Source organism: Pseudomonas sp. 8_5_2 (assembly GCF_059295255.1).
Map to the genome: position 1 here is coordinate 3,167,517 of NZ_CM181238.1, position 15,559 is coordinate 3,183,075.

Annotated in this window: 15 protein-coding genes; 13 read left to right on the forward strand and 2 right to left on the reverse strand. The window is 64.3% G+C overall.

What is annotated here, in order from left to right; genetic code table 11:
- Positions 1-13: 13 nt before the first annotated feature.
- Positions 14-889, reverse strand: a complete 876-nt coding sequence (locus AC5O5R_RS14515) for an AEC family transporter (protein ID WP_172228865.1) — start codon at positions 887-889, stop codon at positions 14-16.
- 523 nt (positions 890-1,412) lie between these two features.
- Between AC5O5R_RS14515 and AC5O5R_RS14520 the strand changes: the two genes are divergently transcribed.
- The 12 genes from AC5O5R_RS14520 to AC5O5R_RS14575 all read left to right on the forward strand — a co-directional run bounded on the left by AC5O5R_RS14520 (position 1,413) and on the right by AC5O5R_RS14575 (position 13,984).
- Positions 1,413-2,708: an MFS transporter gene (locus AC5O5R_RS14520; RefSeq protein ID WP_494511042.1), complete on the forward strand. Its 1,296-nt coding sequence runs from the start codon at positions 1,413-1,415 to the stop codon at positions 2,706-2,708.
- 111 nt (positions 2,709-2,819) lie between these two features.
- A complete protein-coding gene (locus tag AC5O5R_RS14525) occupies positions 2,820-3,128 on the forward strand; it encodes a hypothetical protein (protein ID WP_172233302.1) in 309 nt (102 codons plus the stop codon).
- A gap of 48 nt (positions 3,129-3,176) precedes the next feature.
- Entirely contained in the window at positions 3,177-3,728 is a 552-nt protein-coding gene (locus AC5O5R_RS14530) for a YbhB/YbcL family Raf kinase inhibitor-like protein (RefSeq protein ID WP_172233299.1), read from the forward strand.
- Between the two features lie 553 nt (positions 3,729-4,281).
- A complete protein-coding gene (locus AC5O5R_RS14535) occupies positions 4,282-5,343 on the forward strand; it encodes a 3-deoxy-7-phosphoheptulonate synthase (protein ID WP_172225217.1) in 1,062 nt (353 codons plus the stop codon).
- A gap of 79 nt (positions 5,344-5,422) precedes the next feature.
- Positions 5,423-5,704 (forward strand): peptidylprolyl isomerase, encoded by a 282-nt coding sequence (locus AC5O5R_RS14540; RefSeq protein ID WP_009686645.1) that lies wholly within the window; start codon positions 5,423-5,425, stop codon positions 5,702-5,704.
- Positions 5,705-5,721: 17 nt separating this feature from the next.
- Positions 5,722-7,644, forward strand: coding sequence for an extracellular solute-binding protein (locus AC5O5R_RS14545; protein ID WP_172225215.1), 1,923 nt, complete (start codon positions 5,722-5,724; stop codon positions 7,642-7,644).
- Positions 7,641-8,699 carry a microcin C ABC transporter permease YejB gene (locus tag AC5O5R_RS14550; protein WP_172225212.1) on the forward strand — a complete coding sequence of 353 codons (1,059 nt, stop codon included), beginning with the start codon at positions 7,641-7,643 and terminating at the stop codon, positions 8,697-8,699. The genes AC5O5R_RS14545 and AC5O5R_RS14550 overlap by 4 nt, the downstream gene beginning before the upstream one ends.
- A complete protein-coding gene (locus tag AC5O5R_RS14555) occupies positions 8,699-9,715 on the forward strand; it encodes an ABC transporter permease (protein ID WP_172225209.1) in 1,017 nt (338 codons plus the stop codon). The genes AC5O5R_RS14550 and AC5O5R_RS14555 overlap by 1 nt, the downstream gene beginning before the upstream one ends.
- Positions 9,716-9,773: 58 nt before the next feature.
- Complete coding sequence (hbdH, locus tag AC5O5R_RS14560) at positions 9,774-10,544, forward strand: 3-hydroxybutyrate dehydrogenase (protein WP_172225206.1); 771 nt, start codon at positions 9,774-9,776, stop codon at positions 10,542-10,544.
- Positions 10,545-10,599: 55 nt separating this feature from the next.
- Positions 10,600-11,079 carry a serine protease inhibitor ecotin gene (gene eco / locus AC5O5R_RS14565; protein WP_172225203.1) on the forward strand — a complete coding sequence of 160 codons (480 nt, stop codon included), beginning with the start codon at positions 10,600-10,602 and terminating at the stop codon, positions 11,077-11,079.
- A 102-nt stretch (positions 11,080-11,181) separates the two neighbouring features.
- Complete coding sequence (locus tag AC5O5R_RS14570) at positions 11,182-11,457, forward strand: peptidylprolyl isomerase (protein WP_172225200.1); 276 nt, start codon at positions 11,182-11,184, stop codon at positions 11,455-11,457.
- A gap of 133 nt (positions 11,458-11,590) precedes the next feature.
- Positions 11,591-13,984, forward strand: coding sequence for an autotransporter family protein (locus AC5O5R_RS14575; RefSeq protein ID WP_172225196.1), 2,394 nt, complete (start codon positions 11,591-11,593; stop codon positions 13,982-13,984).
- On the opposite strand, the gene AC5O5R_RS14580 is transcribed toward AC5O5R_RS14575, so the two are convergent.
- Positions 13,981-14,604 (reverse strand): LysE family translocator, encoded by a 624-nt coding sequence (locus tag AC5O5R_RS14580; RefSeq protein ID WP_172225193.1) that lies wholly within the window; start codon positions 14,602-14,604, stop codon positions 13,981-13,983. The genes AC5O5R_RS14575 and AC5O5R_RS14580 overlap by 4 nt on opposite strands.
- A 131-nt stretch (positions 14,605-14,735) precedes the next feature.
- Between AC5O5R_RS14580 and AC5O5R_RS14585 the strand changes: the two genes are divergently transcribed.
- Complete coding sequence (locus AC5O5R_RS14585) at positions 14,736-15,545, forward strand: helix-turn-helix transcriptional regulator (protein ID WP_172225188.1); 810 nt, start codon at positions 14,736-14,738, stop codon at positions 15,543-15,545.
- Positions 15,546-15,559: the final 14 nt, after the last annotated feature.

Genomic DNA, 15,559 nt, shown 5'->3' on the forward strand with positions numbered 1-15,559 from the left:
GGCCAGAACAGGCTTACATCCACCAGGCCAGCACCACGGGCAACCAGGCAAATGACAGCACCGTCGAGCACATCACCAGGTTCGCCACCTGCTCCGGCTCGCGGTTGGCTCGCACCGCCATCAGGTAGTTGAACACCGCCACCGGCATTGCCGACTGCACCACCAGCACTGCTCGCTCAAGGTTGTCCATGCCCAGCGCTGCCCCCACTGCCCAACCCATCGCAGCCCCCAGGCCAATGCGCAAACCGCCGAGCAACAGGCCGCTGCCTACGTGACGCAGGCGAATGCTGGCCAGCGATACCCCCAGGGTCAACAGCATCAGCGGGATGGTCATGCCGCCCAGCAGGTCTGCGGTATTGGCCAGCCAGCGCGGCAGTTCGAAATCGAGAAAGATGATGGGCATGGCGCCCGCCAGGCTGATGACGATCGGGTTGCGCAGCAGCGCCTTGAGCGAAGCCGCCGTGCCGGAGATGGCCATGCCGATCGTGAACTGCACGATCGACAGGGTGAGGAAAAACGCCACGGCCAGTGCCAAGCCGTGTTCACCGAAGGCGTACAGGCTGATCGGCAGGCCCATGTTGCCGGTGTTGGGGAACATGAACGCCGGCAGCAGTACCCGCCAATGCATGCCAGAAGCGCGGCACACCAGCAACGCAGCCAAGGCCATGCCCAGGGTGCACAGCAAGCAGGCGACGGCCATGCTGGTAAAGGCATTCGGGTTCAGCTCGGTGCGGCTGAGGGTGGACAGCACCAGCGACGGGGTGCCGATGGTCATCACCACCCGGGCGATGAAGTCGGTGGGGTAATCCAGGCCCTTGCGGGCCCAGGCAAAGCCAATGGCGGCGACGATGAAAACCGGGGCCAGGACTGCGAACAGCGACGCGAACATGGAGGCCTTCCTTGGTGTGGATGCAGCATTATGCAGCAGTCTGCGCATTTGCCCAGGCGACCCCGTCTCTTGCAGGGGCAGCCTTGTGCTGCGAACAGGCCATTTCAGCCACAAACAAACTCAAAGCTTACCGGCCCTTTCGCAGCGCAAGGCTGCTCCTACCAAAATCCAGGGCAGTCATTGAAAATGTCTGCCCAAGACACTTTCATGTCGCCCTTGGACTGCGGCGTCTCGTCGCACGCTGTTGCCCCTTGGGCAAAACCTTCCAAGCCCGTAGAATCGCGCTTCCTTTTCGCCCGTCGCCTTGAACGGTGGCAACCCGCAGCAATGACAGAGTCCGTGCCTGAACACATGCCCGTACATGTGAAATAGGCTCAACCCTCCCCGCCCGGCCCAATTCCCATAGGCCCAGCGGTTGAGTCTTGCCCAGGTCGCATCCGTGCAACCCCCTCGCCCCTGCCGGGTCGAGCCGGTGTGCGCGTCCGAAAAGGCGCTCATCCCGCTCATCCAACTAGAGGTACGTATGTCTCCGCGTTTGCTGGCCATGGCGCTGGCGCCCCTGCTCGGGCTGTTCATCATTGCCCTGGGCAACGGCTTCATGTCTTCGCTGACCACCCTGCGCCTGGGCGCTGCCGGTGAATCGGCCACCACCATCGGTATCGTCTCGTCGACCTACTTCATCGGCCTGACCCTGGGCGCTATCTTCAACGACCGACTGATCCTGCGCATCGGCCATATCCGCGCCTACACAAGCTTTGCCTCGCTGATTGCCGTGACCATCCTGCTGCAGGGGCTGTTCTATGACGTCACCTGGTGGTCGGTGCTGCGCCTGATCAACGGCTGGGCTGCGGTCGGCGTATTCCTGGTCATCGAAAGCTGGCTGTTGCTGGCCGGTGACGCGAAGATCCGCGGCCGCCTGCTGGCGCTGTACATGATCGCCTTCTACGGCGCCGGGGTGATCGCCCAGGCCGGCCTGGGCGAAATCACCCACCTGGGTGACACCGCACCGTTCATGCTGGCTGGCGTGCTCGCCGCCTTGTCGGTGCTGCCGATCGTGATCCTGCCGCGGGTGTCGCCGCTGCTGGACCAGGTCGAACCGCTCAAGCCCCGCCAATTGCTGGGTGTGGCGCCCTCGGGGCTGGTCGGTTGCTTTGGCTCGGGTGTGGCCATTGCCGGCATCTATGCCCTGCTGCCGCTGTACTTGCAGCGCATCGGCCTGGATGTCGGTGAAGTGGGCAACATGATGGCCTGGGTGATCCTCGGCGCCATGCTGCTGCAATACCCGGTCGGGCGCTGGTCGGACCGCAAGGACCGCCTGGACGTGCTGCTCGCCCTTGCCGGGTTGTGCGTCGTGCTGTCGCTGGTGACGGTATTCCTGCCGTCGGACTCGATCGTGCTGCCGGCCATGCTGTTCCTGCTGGGTGGCGGTGTATTCACCCTGTACCCGGTAGCCGTCAGCCATGCGGCCGACCGCGCGCCCTCCGATGCGCTGGTGCCGATGATCCAGGGCTTGCTGCTGATCAACTCGCTGGGCTCGGCCATGGCGCCAATGGCAATTTCGCCGGTGATGACCGAATTTGGCGAGGCCGGACTGTTCTGGGCGTTTGCCGTGGTCAACCTGGCCATGGTGTGCTTCTTCATGTGGCGCCGCGGCAAGCGCCCGGCGGCTGAGCACCCTGCACCGTTCACCGCTTCGACTACCTTCTCGCCGACTGGCGCCGAGTTGCGGGTCACCGAGGACCTGATGCATGCGGCCCAGGAACACCCGCCGCTGGAAGCCTCCGAGCCTGTGCACGCACCGCGTAGCGAAACCGAGTGAAGCCAAGGGGCTGCAGCGCAGCCCCTGCATTTACCACTCGTCGCCCGGAAGGCACCCCTGCCCCCGTCCCCAGCCCAACGAATGACAGATCATCCGCAAAGGAGACACGCCATGATCCGCATTCGCCCGCTCTCCCTGTGCCTGGCCCTCGGCCTGGCCTCCATCACTGGCACCAGCTTCGCCGCCACCGACACCAACACCGACAGCCGCCCGCAAACCGACCAGTCCGGCGGCAAGACGGCCGGTGAAGACAGCAGCGTTAACAGCCCTGGCAGCGGCAAGAGCAATGACAGCAGCGACACCGGCAGCAACACCGATGCCGCCGACGGCGCCAGTGGCGGCTCCAACAGCACCGGTGAAGCCACAGGCTCCGGTGCCGGGTACAGCGGTGGCACTGCCGAAGACCAGGACAGCCGCTGAGGCTGGCCTGGACTACACTGCGCCCCATCGCCCTGCCAAGGACTCGCCATGAACCTCAAACCCTGGCTGCTTGCTGCCCTCATACCTTGCAGCGCCATGGCAACCGGTAATAACCAGGGCGCCCTGTCGATCAGCTCTGCTTCGTTCACCGATGGGGGCGTGATTGCCTTGCAGCAGGTCGGGCCAGACCCGGCCTGCGGCGCTGGCGAACAAGTCACCCCGCAACTCAGCTGGGAAAACCTGCCCGAAGGTACCCAGTCGCTGGCGCTGATCATGTTCGACCCGGACGGCGGCAAAGGCATTGGCGTGGTTCACTGGATCGCCTACAACATCGACCCCGCCCAGGATGGCCTGAAGGAAGGCGCTGCCGCGCTGACCGGGCAGCACGTCACGGTGGGCCGCAACTCGCGCGGCACGCTCAGCTACCGAGGTCCTTGCCCTCCCGCCGGCGACAACCCGCACCATTACGCACTGACCCTGATCGCTACTGATCTACCAATAGGCACGCTGCCCGAAGGCCTGGACCGCAGCGGCCTGCTGCAGTTGTTGCAAGGCCATGCGCTGGGGGCTCAAAGCCTGGTTGGGCGTTACGGCCATTGAACCATTCAGTACAAAAACAAATGATCGCCACCATAGCATTTATCCATTGAATGCCCCGGCCGAACTGAAGTAAGCTCGGGCTCATTCACTGGAGAGCAACATGCCGAAACACACCCGCAACCACGCCAACCACACCGGTCGCAGCCTGCGCCCTGTGCTGGCCGTTGCCGGCTGCGTGGCACCTGCCAGCTATTACTTTGGGTATTGGTTTAGCCACTAGGCGCCGATACCCACACGGCGCCCACCTTCGAGGGGCCGCCGAACATGAGAATACTCAACCCCCGGTCGGCTCCCCGACCGGGGGTTTTGCTTTTCAGGCCTTTGCACATTACCGATTCAGATTGAGGACAGATTCATGAACTACGCCACTTATTACTACGCAAGCACCTCCGCCTGGCGATTTAGCCAATCCCGTTCGGGCCAGCCTGCCGCCTCCGTTCGGAATTCCACAGGTGGCAACGCAGCAGTCAATCCGCATTCAACGATTTGTCGAACACCTCGATAGGGCCGACAGCGCGGGCCAGAACCCGCCGTCCGCCCAGGGAAAAACGCCATGCAAGCCTCCAGCCTCGCCCTGCCCCTGACCCAGCCACAAGCCGCCAACAGCACTGTCAGCCTGCGCCTGCCCAGCCCGCACCTGCTCAAGCAGCAGATGCCGCTGTCCAGCGAGCTCACCCAGCAAGTCCATGCCCATCGCCAGGCCATCCGCGACATCCTCGAAGGCCGCGATGAGCGCCTGCTGGTGATCGTCGGCCCCTGCTCGATCCACGACCCGCGCTCGGCCCTGGAATACGCCGATCGCCTGGCCGCCCTCAGCCGTGAAGTCGACGACAAGCTGCTGTTGGTGATGCGCGCCTACGTCGAAAAGCCGCGCACCACGGTGGGCTGGAAAGGCCTGGCCTACGACCCGCACCTGGATGGCAGCGACGACATGCACGCCGGCATCGCCCTGTCCCGCGGGCTGATGCTGAACATGATCGAGCGCGGTCTGCCGGTCGCTACCGAGCTGCTGCAACCGATGGCCGCCGGTTACTTCGATGACCTGCTGGCCTGGGCCGCAATTGGTGCGCGTACCACCGAATCGCAAATTCACCGCGAAATGGTCAGTGGCCTGGAACTGCCGGTCGGCTTCAAGAACGGTACCGACGGCGGCATCGCCATCGCCAGCGATGCCATGCGCAGCGCCGCCCATCCGCACCGCCACTTCGGCATGGATGCGCAGGGCCATCCGGCAATCATCGAGACCCTGGGCAACCCGGACACCCATTTGGTGCTGCGCGGGGGCCACAAGGGCCCGAACTACGATGCCGACAGCATCGCCATAGCCCGCCAGGCACTGGCCAAGGCCGGCCTGCAGCCGCGGATCATGGTCGATTGCAGCCATGCCAACAGCGCCAAGGACCCGGCGCGCCAGCCAGCCGTGTTCAACGATGTGCTGGCGCAGCGCCTGGCCGGTGACCGTTCGCTGGTCGGTGTGATGATCGAGGGGCACCTGTTCGATGGCTGCCAGGCGCTGGGCAAGGGCGCGCTGAAATATGGCGTGTCGATCACCGACGGCTGCCTGGGCTGGGCCTCCACCGAAACCCTGTTGCGCGAGGCAGCACAAAAACTGTAAACAAAGGTTGCAAGCCTGGCGAGACATACCCCGGACAAGTGCGCTAGGCTTGGCTTTTTTACCCCAAGGAGCAGTACCCATGGCCCGTGCAACCGCCCGCCACATCCTCGTTGCCAGCGAAGACAAGTGCAACGAACTCAAAGCCCAGATCGAAGCGGGTGCCGATTTCGCTGAAATCGCCAAAGCCAATTCCACCTGCCCGTCCAGCCGCCAGGGCGGTGACCTGGGTTCGTTCGGCCCAGGCCAGATGGTCAAGGAGTTCGACACCGTGGTCTTCAGCGCCCCGGTCAACACCGTGCAAGGCCCGGTGAAGACCCAGTTCGGCTACCACCTGCTGGAAGTGACCAGCCGCCAGGACTAAGTAGCCAGAAGCGGCTCATGTCCCCTGTGGGAGCGGGTTCACCCGCGAATGCGTCCGTTCACGCAACGTCGTTGCCTGATCTGGCGCTTTCGCGGGTGAACCCGCTCCCACTGGTCCTGTGCTACCTGTTCCTGCTTTGTTTTTCGCTCCATAGCCAGGCTGCACCCACCCACGCCCTCACCGTCTACGGCGAAGCCCCCCGCTACACCAGCAGCTTCCAGCACTTCGACTACGTAAACCCCAACGCCCCCAAAGGCGGCATCCTACGCCGCTCGGCCATCGAAATCGGCCAGTTCGACCACATTCTGCCGTACATCGACAAAGGTATCGGCGTCAGCGAAGTCGACGGCCTGCTCTATGCCCCGCTGGCCGTGCGCTCGTTCGATGAACCCTATACCGTTTACGGCCTGATCGCCCGGCGCATGGAGCGCGGCCCGGATGACGCCTGGCTGCGTTTTGAAATCGACCCGCGGGCCACCTTCGCCGATGGCAAGCCGGTGCGGGCCGAAGACGTGCGCTTCACCTTCGACTTGCTGATGAGCAAGGGCAGCCTCAAATACCGCACCCAATTCGCCGACGTTACCGGCGTTACTGTGGAAGGCCCGCGCAGCGTGCGCTTCGACTTCAAGCCCGACCACGGCCGCACCCTGGCGCTGGACCTCGCCAGCCTGCCGGTGCTGCCCGAACACGACTGGCAGCAGCGCGATTTCGCCAATGGTGCCGGCTTCGACAAACCCGTCGGCAGCGGGCCGTACGGCATCGGGCGGATCGACAACGGCCGCAGCATCACCTTCGAACGCGACCCGGCCTGGTGGGCGCGCGACCTGCCCACCAGCCGCGGCCGCTACAATTTCGACAAGCTGCGCATCGAGTACTTCGGCGACACCGAAGTCGCGCGCCAGGTGCTGAAAGGCGGCGGTTACGACTACAACCGCGAGTTTTCTGCCACTGCCTACACGTCAGGTTACAACGGGGCCCAGCTGGATGATGGCCGGCTGCAGCGTGCCCACCTGGGCCCGGCCAAGCCGCAGGTGGCCCAGGGCTTCGTGTTCAACCTCGACCAGCCGCAGTTCAAGGACCGGCGCGTGCGCCAGGCGCTGGGCCTGCTGTGGGACTACGAGTGGAGCAACCGGCAGATGATGCGCAACCTGTATATCCGCCAGCAGAGCGTGTTCTCCAACACCCCGCTGGCGGCCCGCCAGCTGCCGGACGCCGGCGAGCTGCAGCTGCTCGAGCCGCTACGCGGGCAGGTGCCCGACGAGGTGTTCACCACTGTGTTCAGCGCACCGGTTACCGATGGTTCAGGCATCATCCGCAAACAGCAGCTACAGGCGCTGGACCTGCTCGAACAAGCGGGCTGGCACCCGGAAGGTGACCGCCTGGTGAACAACAAGGGCACGCCGCTGACGTTCACCTTCCTCAACGGCCAGGCGGGGCTGGAGCGCCTGCTGCTGCCATGGAAGCGCAACCTGGCACAGATCGGCGTAACCCTGAACATCCGCAACGTCGACGCGGCCCAGTACGTCAATCGCCTGATGGCCCGCGACTACGACATGATCGTCACGGGCTACCCGGTGACCCTGTCGCCGGGTGCCGAACTGTACAACTACTTTGGCTCGGCGGCGGCCCACGACCCTGGCTCGAACAACCTGATGGTGCTGCAGGACCCAGCCGTGGACCGCCTGGTCGACGGCCTGGTGCGTGCCGATACCCAGGCCGACATGCTGCACCACGCCCGTGCCCTGGACCGGGTGCTGCAATGGAATTATTACTGGATCCCCAACTACTATCCCCCAGGCAGCTCCACTGCCTGGTGGAACCGCTTCGGCCTGCCCAAGGTGCAAGCCACCTATGACGAAGGTCTGGACACCTGGTGGGAGGTCAGCCCCACCGCGCTGACCAACGCGCAAATGGCCGAACGCCGGAAGCCCTCGCCATGACCTCGTACCTGCTGCGTCGCCTGTTGCTGATCATCCCGACGCTGTTGGCCATCCTGCTGGTCAACTTCGCCATCGTCCAGGCGGCGCCCGGTGGCCCGGTGGAACAAGCGGTGGCGCGCCTGCAGGGCCTTGGTGGCGGCGCACCCGGGGCGCGGGTCGAGAGGGTGCACAGCGAGTCCAGGGCCACCCGTGGCCTGGACCCGAAACTGCTCGAAGAAATCAAGCGCCAGTACGGTTTCGACAAATCCGCGCCAGAGCGCCTGTGGCTGATGCTCGGCCAGTATGCCCGGCTGGACTTCGGCAACAGCTTCTTCCGCGGCGCCAAGGTCACCGACCTGATCCTCGACAAATTGCCGGTAACCCTGTCCCTGGGCTTCTGGGCCACGCTGATCACCTATCTGGTGTCGATCCCGCTGGGCATCCGCAAGGCGGTACGCCACGGCAGCCGTTTCGATGCCTGGAGCAGCGCATTGATCGTGGTCGGCTACGCCCTGCCCTCGTTCCTGTTCGCCCTGCTGCTGATCGTGCTGTTCGCCGGCGGCACGTCACTGAACTGGTTCCCGGTGCGCGGCCTGGTTTCCGACAACTTCGACCAGCTCAGCCTGCTGGGCAAGCTGGCCGATTACTTCTGGCACCTGGTGCTGCCGGTCGGGGCGTTGGTGATCGGCGGTTTCGCCACCCTGACGCTGCTGACCAAAAACGCCTTCCTCGACGAGATTGCCCGGCAGTACGTGGTTACCGCCCGGGCCAAGGGCCTCAGCGAGCGCCGGGTGCTGTATGGCCACGTGCTGCGCAACGCCATGCTGCTGGTGGTGGCCGGGCTGCCGCAGGCGCTGATCACGGTGTTCTTTGCCGGCTCGTTGCTGATCGAGGTGATCTTCTCGCTCGATGGCCTGGGCCGCATGAGCTACGACGCCGCCGTGTCCCGGGATTACCCGGTGGTGTTCGGCACGCTGTTCATCTTCACCCTGGCCGGCCTGCTGATCCGACTGATCGGTGACCTCTCATACACCCTGCTGGACCCGCGCATCGACTTCGACACGAGGGCGCACTGATGCTTTCGCCGGTATCGCGCCGTCGCCTGCAACGCTTTCGCCGCAACCGCCTGGGCTGGGTTTCACTGTGGGTGTTTGCCGGCCTGCTGCTGTTGTGCCTGGGCGCCGAGCTGGTGGCCAACGACAAACCACTGCTACTGGGTTACAAGGGCCAGCTGTACGTGCCAGCGTTCAAGCGCTACACCGAGCAGCAGTTTGGCGGGCAGCTGCCGTTCCAGCCCGACTACCGCAGCGCCTATGTGCGCCAGTTGATCGCAGACCAGGGCGGCTGGATGCTGTTCGCGCCCATCCCGTTCAGTGCCGACACCCCCAACTATGACCTGCAGGTACCCACCCCCAGCCCGCCCAGCACGAGCAACTGGCTGGGCACCGATGACCAGGGCCGCGATGTGCTGGCGCGGGTGCTGTATGGCACGCGGGTATCGTTGCTGTTCGCCTTTGCCCTGACCGCGGTCAGCGTGCTGATCGGCGTGACCGCCGGTGCGCTGCAGGGCTACCACGGCGGCTGGGTCGACTTGCTGGGCCAGCGCCTGCTGGAGGTGTGGTCGGGGTTGCCGGTACTGTATCTGCTGATCATCCTCAGCGGTTTTGTCGAGCCGGACTTCTGGTGGCTGCTGGGGATCATGGCGCTGTTTTCCTGGTTGACCCTGGTCGATGTGGTGCGTGCCGAGTTCCTGCGCGGGCGCAACCTGGAGTATGTGAAGGCTGCCCGCGCGCTGGGTTTGAGCGACAACCAGGTGATGGTGCGGCACATTTTGCCCAATGCCATGAATGCCACGCTGACCTATGTGCCATTCATGTTGACCGGGGCAATTACCACACTCACCGCGCTGGACTTTCTCGGCTTCGGCATGCCGGCTGGCAGTGCTTCGCTCGGTGAGCTGGTGACCCAGGGCAAGGAGCATCTGGAGGCCCCGTGGCTGGGCTTTACCGCGTTCTTCGCGCTGGCGGTGATCCTGTCGCTGCTGGTGTTCATTGGCGATGCACTGCGCGAGGCATTCGACCCACGAGGTTGAGTGGGCGGCACAGCCCGCGTGGTGCCTGACTGAAAGCTTGAACCAAAGGAGCGTTTGCATGGCACTTCAAGGCAAGACTGCACTCATTACCGGCTCCACCAGCGGCATCGGCCTGGGGATTGCACAGGTGCTGGCCCGGGCGGGCGCAAACATCCTGCTCAACGGCTTTGGCGACCCGGCCCCGGCACTGGCCGAAATCGCCCGGCACGGGGTCAAGGTGCTGCATCACCCGGCGGATTTGTCGGACGTGGCCCAGATCGAGGCGTTGTTCGCGCTGGCCGAACGCGAGTTCGGCGGCGTCGACATCCTGGTCAACAACGCCGGCATCCAGCATGTGGCGCCGGTCGAGCAGTTCCCGCTGGAAAGCTGGGACAAGATCATCGCCCTCAACCTGTCCGCGGTGTTCCATGGCACACGCCTGGCCTTGCCGGGCATGCGCACACGCAACTGGGGCCGCATCATCAATATTGCCTCGGTGCATGGCTTGGTAGGCTCGACCGGCAAGGCGGCTTATGTGGCAGCCAAGCATGGCGTAATCGGCCTGACCAAGGTGGTGGGCCTGGAAACCGCAACCAGCCATGTCACCTGCAACGCCATCTGCCCGGGCTGGGTACTGACCCCGCTGGTGCAGAAGCAGATCGACGATCGTGCTGCCAATGGCGGCGATCCGCTGCAAGCGCAGCACGATCTGCTGGCAGAAAAGCAGCCTTCGCTGGCTTTCGTCACTCCCGAGCACTTGGGTGAGCTGGTACTATTCCTCTGTAGCGAGGCCGGCAGCCAGGTCCGCGGTGCTGCCTGGAACGTCGATGGTGGCTGGTTGGCCCAATGATGGGTGGCCTGGGCCTGGCAGCGGCCTTGCATTCGTTTATCTGCAAGGAGGCCCTATGCGCCCAACCCCGATCACCGCGATTCTGGCCCTGACCCTGGCTGCCGCCGCTCCGGCGATGGCAGCCAGCCTGAAGGACGTCGCGCCCTACCCCGAGGCAGAAAAAGGCTTCACCCGGCAGGTCATCCACCTGCCGGCGCAGGCCGACGAGTCGGCCTACCAAGTGGAAATTCTTGCGGGCAAGACGTTGAAGGTGGACTGCAATCAGCAGCGCCTGGGCGGCAGCCTTGAGCAACGTACCCTGGAAGGCTGGGGCTACAACTACTACCGCCTGGACAAGGTCAGCGGCCCGCTCAGCACGCTGATGACCTGCCCGGACGGCAAGCAGACCGAAGCCTTCGTGCCGGTGGTGGGTGAAGGCTTCATGCTGCGCTACAACAGCAAGCTGCCTGTGGTTGTGTATGTGCCAAAGGATGTGGAGGTGCGCTACCGCGTGTGGTCGGCGTCACAGGACGTGCAAAAGGCCACCGTCGAGTAAGCGCCACCCGTTCACAGGGATCGCCCCCGCCATGGATGGCCTCGGGCTGATCAGATCAGGCATAATGCGCCCCTTTTTTGCACCCCGATGCACAGGTATCCCATGAAAGCCCAAGCCCGCCACATCCTGGTCAAGACCGCTGACGAAGCCGAAAAGCTCAAGCAGCGCATCGCCAACGGCGAGGCGTTCGATGTGCTGGCGAAAAAGTTTTCCATCTGCCCTTCGGGCAAGCGTGGCGGCGACCTGGGCGAGGTTCGTCCTGGCCAGATGGTTGGCGCCATCGACCAGATCATCTTCAAGAAGCCCTTGCGTGTAGTGCACGGGCCAATCAAGAGCAAGTTCGGCTATCACCTGGTGCAAACGTTCTACCGCGACTGATAGCCCAGGGCCACCTAGCATTTTTGCCAGTTGTCCCTTCTCCGCGTATTCCATACAAGTCAGGCAGGGCCGAAGCCTCCCCGATGGCGTCGCTTCAGGTAGTGGACCCTCTAATGGACCCGGAGACCTGCCTATGCGCTGCCCTCGCCTGCTGCTGCCTGTAGCACTTCCTCTACTGACACTGCCTTTGCTGGCCCAGTCCCAATCCTTGACGGTCGTACCGGGCGACAGCCTGGGCGCGATCGTGCAGACCGCCGACGACGATGCGGTCAGCATCAGCGGCGGCACGGTTCTGTCGTTGCAGCAAGGCAATGGTCGGGACGCGTTCAGAATGGAGGGCGGCACCCTGGGGTCGTTGAACCAGGGCGGCGACATGGACACATTCCTCATGACCGGCGGCACCATCAGGGGCGCTTTCGAAGATGGCGACACTGCCAGGTTCAAAGGCGGCAGCATTGGCCGGATAGACCTGAAGCTTGCAGACAACTTCCTGGAAATGTCCGAAGCGCCCGGGGGCAGTACCACCGTGGTCGGCAACGTGGTCAGCGGCTTTGGCAACGACACCATCGTCATTCTGGGCGGCACCATCGGCGGCAACATCAGCACCAGCGGTGGCGTGGACACCATCACCATCAGCGGCGGCAGCGTGCAAGGCAACGTATTGGCAAGTGCGGGCAACGATGTCTTCAAGTGGCTGGGTGGCACCATCGGGCGGGTCGACATGGGTGGGCGAGTCGACATGGGCAATGACGACGACACTGCCACGGTCAGTGCCATTGACCTGGTAGCCTCGTCTGTCACCCTCGACGGCGGTACTGGCACGGACATATTGACCTTTGTAAACAGCCAGGTCGGTAAAGGCGCGCTGTACATCAACTGGGAAACCATCAAGCTCAGCCAGGGCAGCCAGCTGGCCCTCGACGACACCTTGAAACTGGGTGATCTGGGCGCCAGCGAACCTCGGGTAATACCTGCCACCGGCACCGGCACCTTGCAGATCGATGCGAGCAGCCGACTGTTCAGCAGCACAGGCAGTATCGCCAGCGCCCAGAGCGGCAACAAGGCGACGGTTGAAAACGCTGGCATCATCGACCTCAGTCGTGGCAACGATGCCCAAGGCCGCCTGACTATCGAGGGCAACTACAGCGGCAACAATGGCACCCTGCGCTTGAACAGCGTGCTGGCCGGTGATGGCGCGGCCTCTGACCGGCTGGTGGTCAGCGGTGGCGCCATCAACGGCTCCACCCAGTTGCTTGTCGACAATTTTGGTGGCACAGGCGCGGCAACTCCGCAAAAGGGGATCCTGGTCGTCGAAGCACGGGACGGTGCCACCAGCACGCCAACAGCATTCGTGCAGACGCAGAGGCTATCAGCCGGCGCATATGACTATCGTTTGTTCAGGGATGCTGAGAGCTTCTACCTGCGCTCGACCTTGGTCGCAGCACCCGCTCCCGCTCCGCAACCAGAAGACCCGACCCAGCCTGCGCAACCGATTCCCACCCCGCCTGTCGCGGCGCCTGCGCCCGGCCAGATCGAGCTGCCCGCAGCGGTTCAAGGTGAGAGCCTGCCACTGTATCGGCCTGAAGTTCCGGTGTATGCCGCTGCGCCAAGGGGCGCCGCAATCATCGCCCGCCAGGCGTTGGGCACTTTCCACCAGCGCCAGGGCGATCAGCTGCTGCTGCAAGGCGAAGGCACCCTGCCCGCCAGCTGGGGCCAGGCCTACGGTGGCAGCCTGCGCCAGCAGTGGAGCGGCACGGTCAGCCCGAGCCTGGATGGTGACCTGTACGGTTTCAAGGTTGGCCAGGACGTGTATGCCAAGGTTGGCGACAACGGATACCGCCAACACGTGGGTTTCTACGTCAGCCATAGCCGGCTGGATGCCGACATCAAAGGTTTCGCACTGGCCATGCACGACCGCAGCGTCGGTGACCTGAAACTCGATGGCGACAGCGTGGGCGCCTACTGGACGCTGGTCGACCCGCAAGGCGCGTACCTGGATGCGGTATTGCAGTACTCCCGCCTCGATGGCCGGGCGCGCTCGCACCGCGGTGACAAGCTGAACATCGATGGCCATGCCTGGACCGCTTCGCTGGAATCCGGCTACCCCATCGCCTTGTCCGAACGCTGGACGCTGGAGCCACAAGCCCAGCTGATCGCACAGAAGGTCTCGCTCGACAGCGCCAGCGACAGCGTCTCGCACATCAGCCATGACGCTCAGGTCGAGCTGACCGGCCGCCTTGGCGTGCGCCTGCAGGGTGCATTTACCGGCAGCAGCGGGCGGCGGCTGCAGCCCTATGCGCAGGTCAACCTGTGGCACGGTGATGGTGGCCGTGACACCCTGACCTTCGATGGCGCCGACAAGATCAAGACCGACTACCGCTATACCTCCGTGCAACTGGAAAGCGGCGTGGTGGCGCAGGTCAGCGAAGCGCTGAGCCTGCATGGCGGCGTGCAGTACAGCGCCAACCTGGACAGCCGCCAGCAGGAAGCCAGCGGCGTCAACCTGGGGGTCCGCTGGCAGTTCTAGCGCCGTGCAGCCAGCAAGCCGAGGCCAGCGCAGCCCAGCAGGGAGGCGCTGACCCGATTGAACAACCGACGCGGGCCAGGCTGGCTGAACCAGCGTTGCATGTAGGCGCCAAGCCCCCCGTAGATCGCGATCGCGGCCCACTCCAGCAGCAGGAACAGCACACCCAGCCACAGGAACTGCTCGCTTACCGGGGTAGCGCTGCCAACCGAGACGAATTGCGGCAGGAAGGCGGTGAAGATCAGGATGGCCTTGGGGTTGCCGGCCGCGACCCAGAACTCCTGGCGTGCCAGGCGCCAGGTGCCGCGCGGGTGATCAGCGGCGACCACGGCCTCGCCCACCGGCGCACGCCACAGTTGCCAGGCGATGTAGAACAGGTACGCCGCACCCACCACCTTGATGGCCAGGAACAGGTATTCGCTGGTATGCAGTACCACCGCCAGGCCCATGGCCGCCAGGGCGATCATGCCGCTGAAGGCGACAATACGTCCGCCACCGGCCACGCAGGCCGTGCGCAGGCCGTAGCGGCTGGCGTTGTGCAGTGACAGCAGGTTGTTCGGCCCCGGAGCCATGTTCAGGGCAAAGCAGGCGGGGATGAAGAGCAGCAGGCTTGAAAGGTCCATTCTTGTTTTCCTTTGACAACAGCCGTCTATTTCGGCGTGTCGAGGGCCTTGCGGTCAAGCTACAGCCAGCGATAAAAACTGTACGGGTACGCCGCAGCTGTTAATCTTCCGGCGCTATCGAGGACAGCCTGATGCCCCCTTCCCAAGCCGCCCTGTGGCGCGACCCGGCCCTGCCGCACGTCGAAAGCCGCCGCGCCTGCCACAGCCGTGCCTGCTACAAGGCCCACAGCCACCCGACGTTTTCGATCGGTGCGGTGGATGCCGGTCATAGCCATTTCACCGGTGCCGGTAACGGCCAGGAACGCCTGACGCCCGGTACGCTGGTGCTGGTACCTGCCCACCGCGTACATGCCTGCAACCCCGCGCCCGGGCATGCCTGGAGCTACCAGATGCTGCATGTGGATGCCCACTGGCTGACGCAGCTGCGCCGTGAGTCCGGGCTGGACGTCGCCGACACGTCAGCCCCGGCACGTATCTGCCGGGAGCCAGCGGTGTATCGACAATTCTGCGAGATGAACCGGGTGCTGTTTTCCGGTGCCAGCAACGCTGAGAAGGATGCAGCGCTGATTGCTTTTCTGGGTGACCTGGACTGTCGCGCACATGCACCGCTGCTGGCGGCGCCGGGGCTGGGGGCGAGCGCGTTGAACGGGTTGCTCGCACGCGTCGAAGGCATGGACCCTGCGCACTTGAGCCTTGAACTGCTGGCCAGGGAGGCAGAACTCGGGCGCTATCAGCTGATCCGAGCATTTCGGGCGGCCACCGGGTTTACTCCGCATGCCTACCTGCTCAATGCCCGGGTCAACCGGGGGCGGCAGATGCTCGGTGAGGGGCAGGCGCTGGCGGAGGTGGCCTATCAGCTGGGATTTGCCGACCAGAGCCATTTCCAGCGGGTATTCAAGGCCCATGTGGGCATGACGCCGGGGCAGTATCGGGCTGACTGAAAGCCTGTAGGAGC

Excerpts from the sequence above, each read along its gene's own strand:
- AC5O5R_RS14550 (WP_172225212.1), top strand. The coding sequence starts at position 7,641 with ATGACCTCGTACCTGCTGCGTCGCCTGTTGCTGATCATCCCGACGCTG.
- AC5O5R_RS14525 (WP_172233302.1), top strand. The coding sequence starts at position 2,820 with ATGATCCGCATTCGCCCGCTCTCCCTGTGCCTGGCCCTCGGCCTGGCC.
- hbdH (WP_172225206.1), top strand. The coding sequence starts at position 9,774 with ATGGCACTTCAAGGCAAGACTGCACTCATTACCGGCTCCACCAGCGGC.
- AC5O5R_RS14545 (WP_172225215.1), top strand. The coding sequence starts at position 5,722 with ATGTCCCCTGTGGGAGCGGGTTCACCCGCGAATGCGTCCGTTCACGCA.
- AC5O5R_RS14575 (WP_172225196.1), top strand. The coding sequence starts at position 11,591 with ATGCGCTGCCCTCGCCTGCTGCTGCCTGTAGCACTTCCTCTACTGACA.
- eco (WP_172225203.1), top strand. The coding sequence starts at position 10,600 with ATGCGCCCAACCCCGATCACCGCGATTCTGGCCCTGACCCTGGCTGCC.
- AC5O5R_RS14515 (WP_172228865.1), bottom strand. The coding sequence starts at position 889 with ATGTTCGCGTCGCTGTTCGCAGTCCTGGCCCCGGTTTTCATCGTCGCC.
- AC5O5R_RS14555 (WP_172225209.1), top strand. The coding sequence starts at position 8,699 with ATGCTTTCGCCGGTATCGCGCCGTCGCCTGCAACGCTTTCGCCGCAAC.
- AC5O5R_RS14570 (WP_172225200.1), top strand. The coding sequence starts at position 11,182 with ATGAAAGCCCAAGCCCGCCACATCCTGGTCAAGACCGCTGACGAAGCC.
- AC5O5R_RS14535 (WP_172225217.1), top strand. The coding sequence starts at position 4,282 with ATGCAAGCCTCCAGCCTCGCCCTGCCCCTGACCCAGCCACAAGCCGCC.
- AC5O5R_RS14540 (WP_009686645.1), top strand. The coding sequence starts at position 5,423 with ATGGCCCGTGCAACCGCCCGCCACATCCTCGTTGCCAGCGAAGACAAG.
- AC5O5R_RS14580 (WP_172225193.1), bottom strand. The coding sequence starts at position 14,604 with ATGGACCTTTCAAGCCTGCTGCTCTTCATCCCCGCCTGCTTTGCCCTG.
- AC5O5R_RS14585 (WP_172225188.1), top strand. The coding sequence starts at position 14,736 with ATGCCCCCTTCCCAAGCCGCCCTGTGGCGCGACCCGGCCCTGCCGCAC.
- AC5O5R_RS14520 (WP_494511042.1), top strand. The coding sequence starts at position 1,413 with ATGTCTCCGCGTTTGCTGGCCATGGCGCTGGCGCCCCTGCTCGGGCTG.
- AC5O5R_RS14530 (WP_172233299.1), top strand. The coding sequence starts at position 3,177 with ATGAACCTCAAACCCTGGCTGCTTGCTGCCCTCATACCTTGCAGCGCC.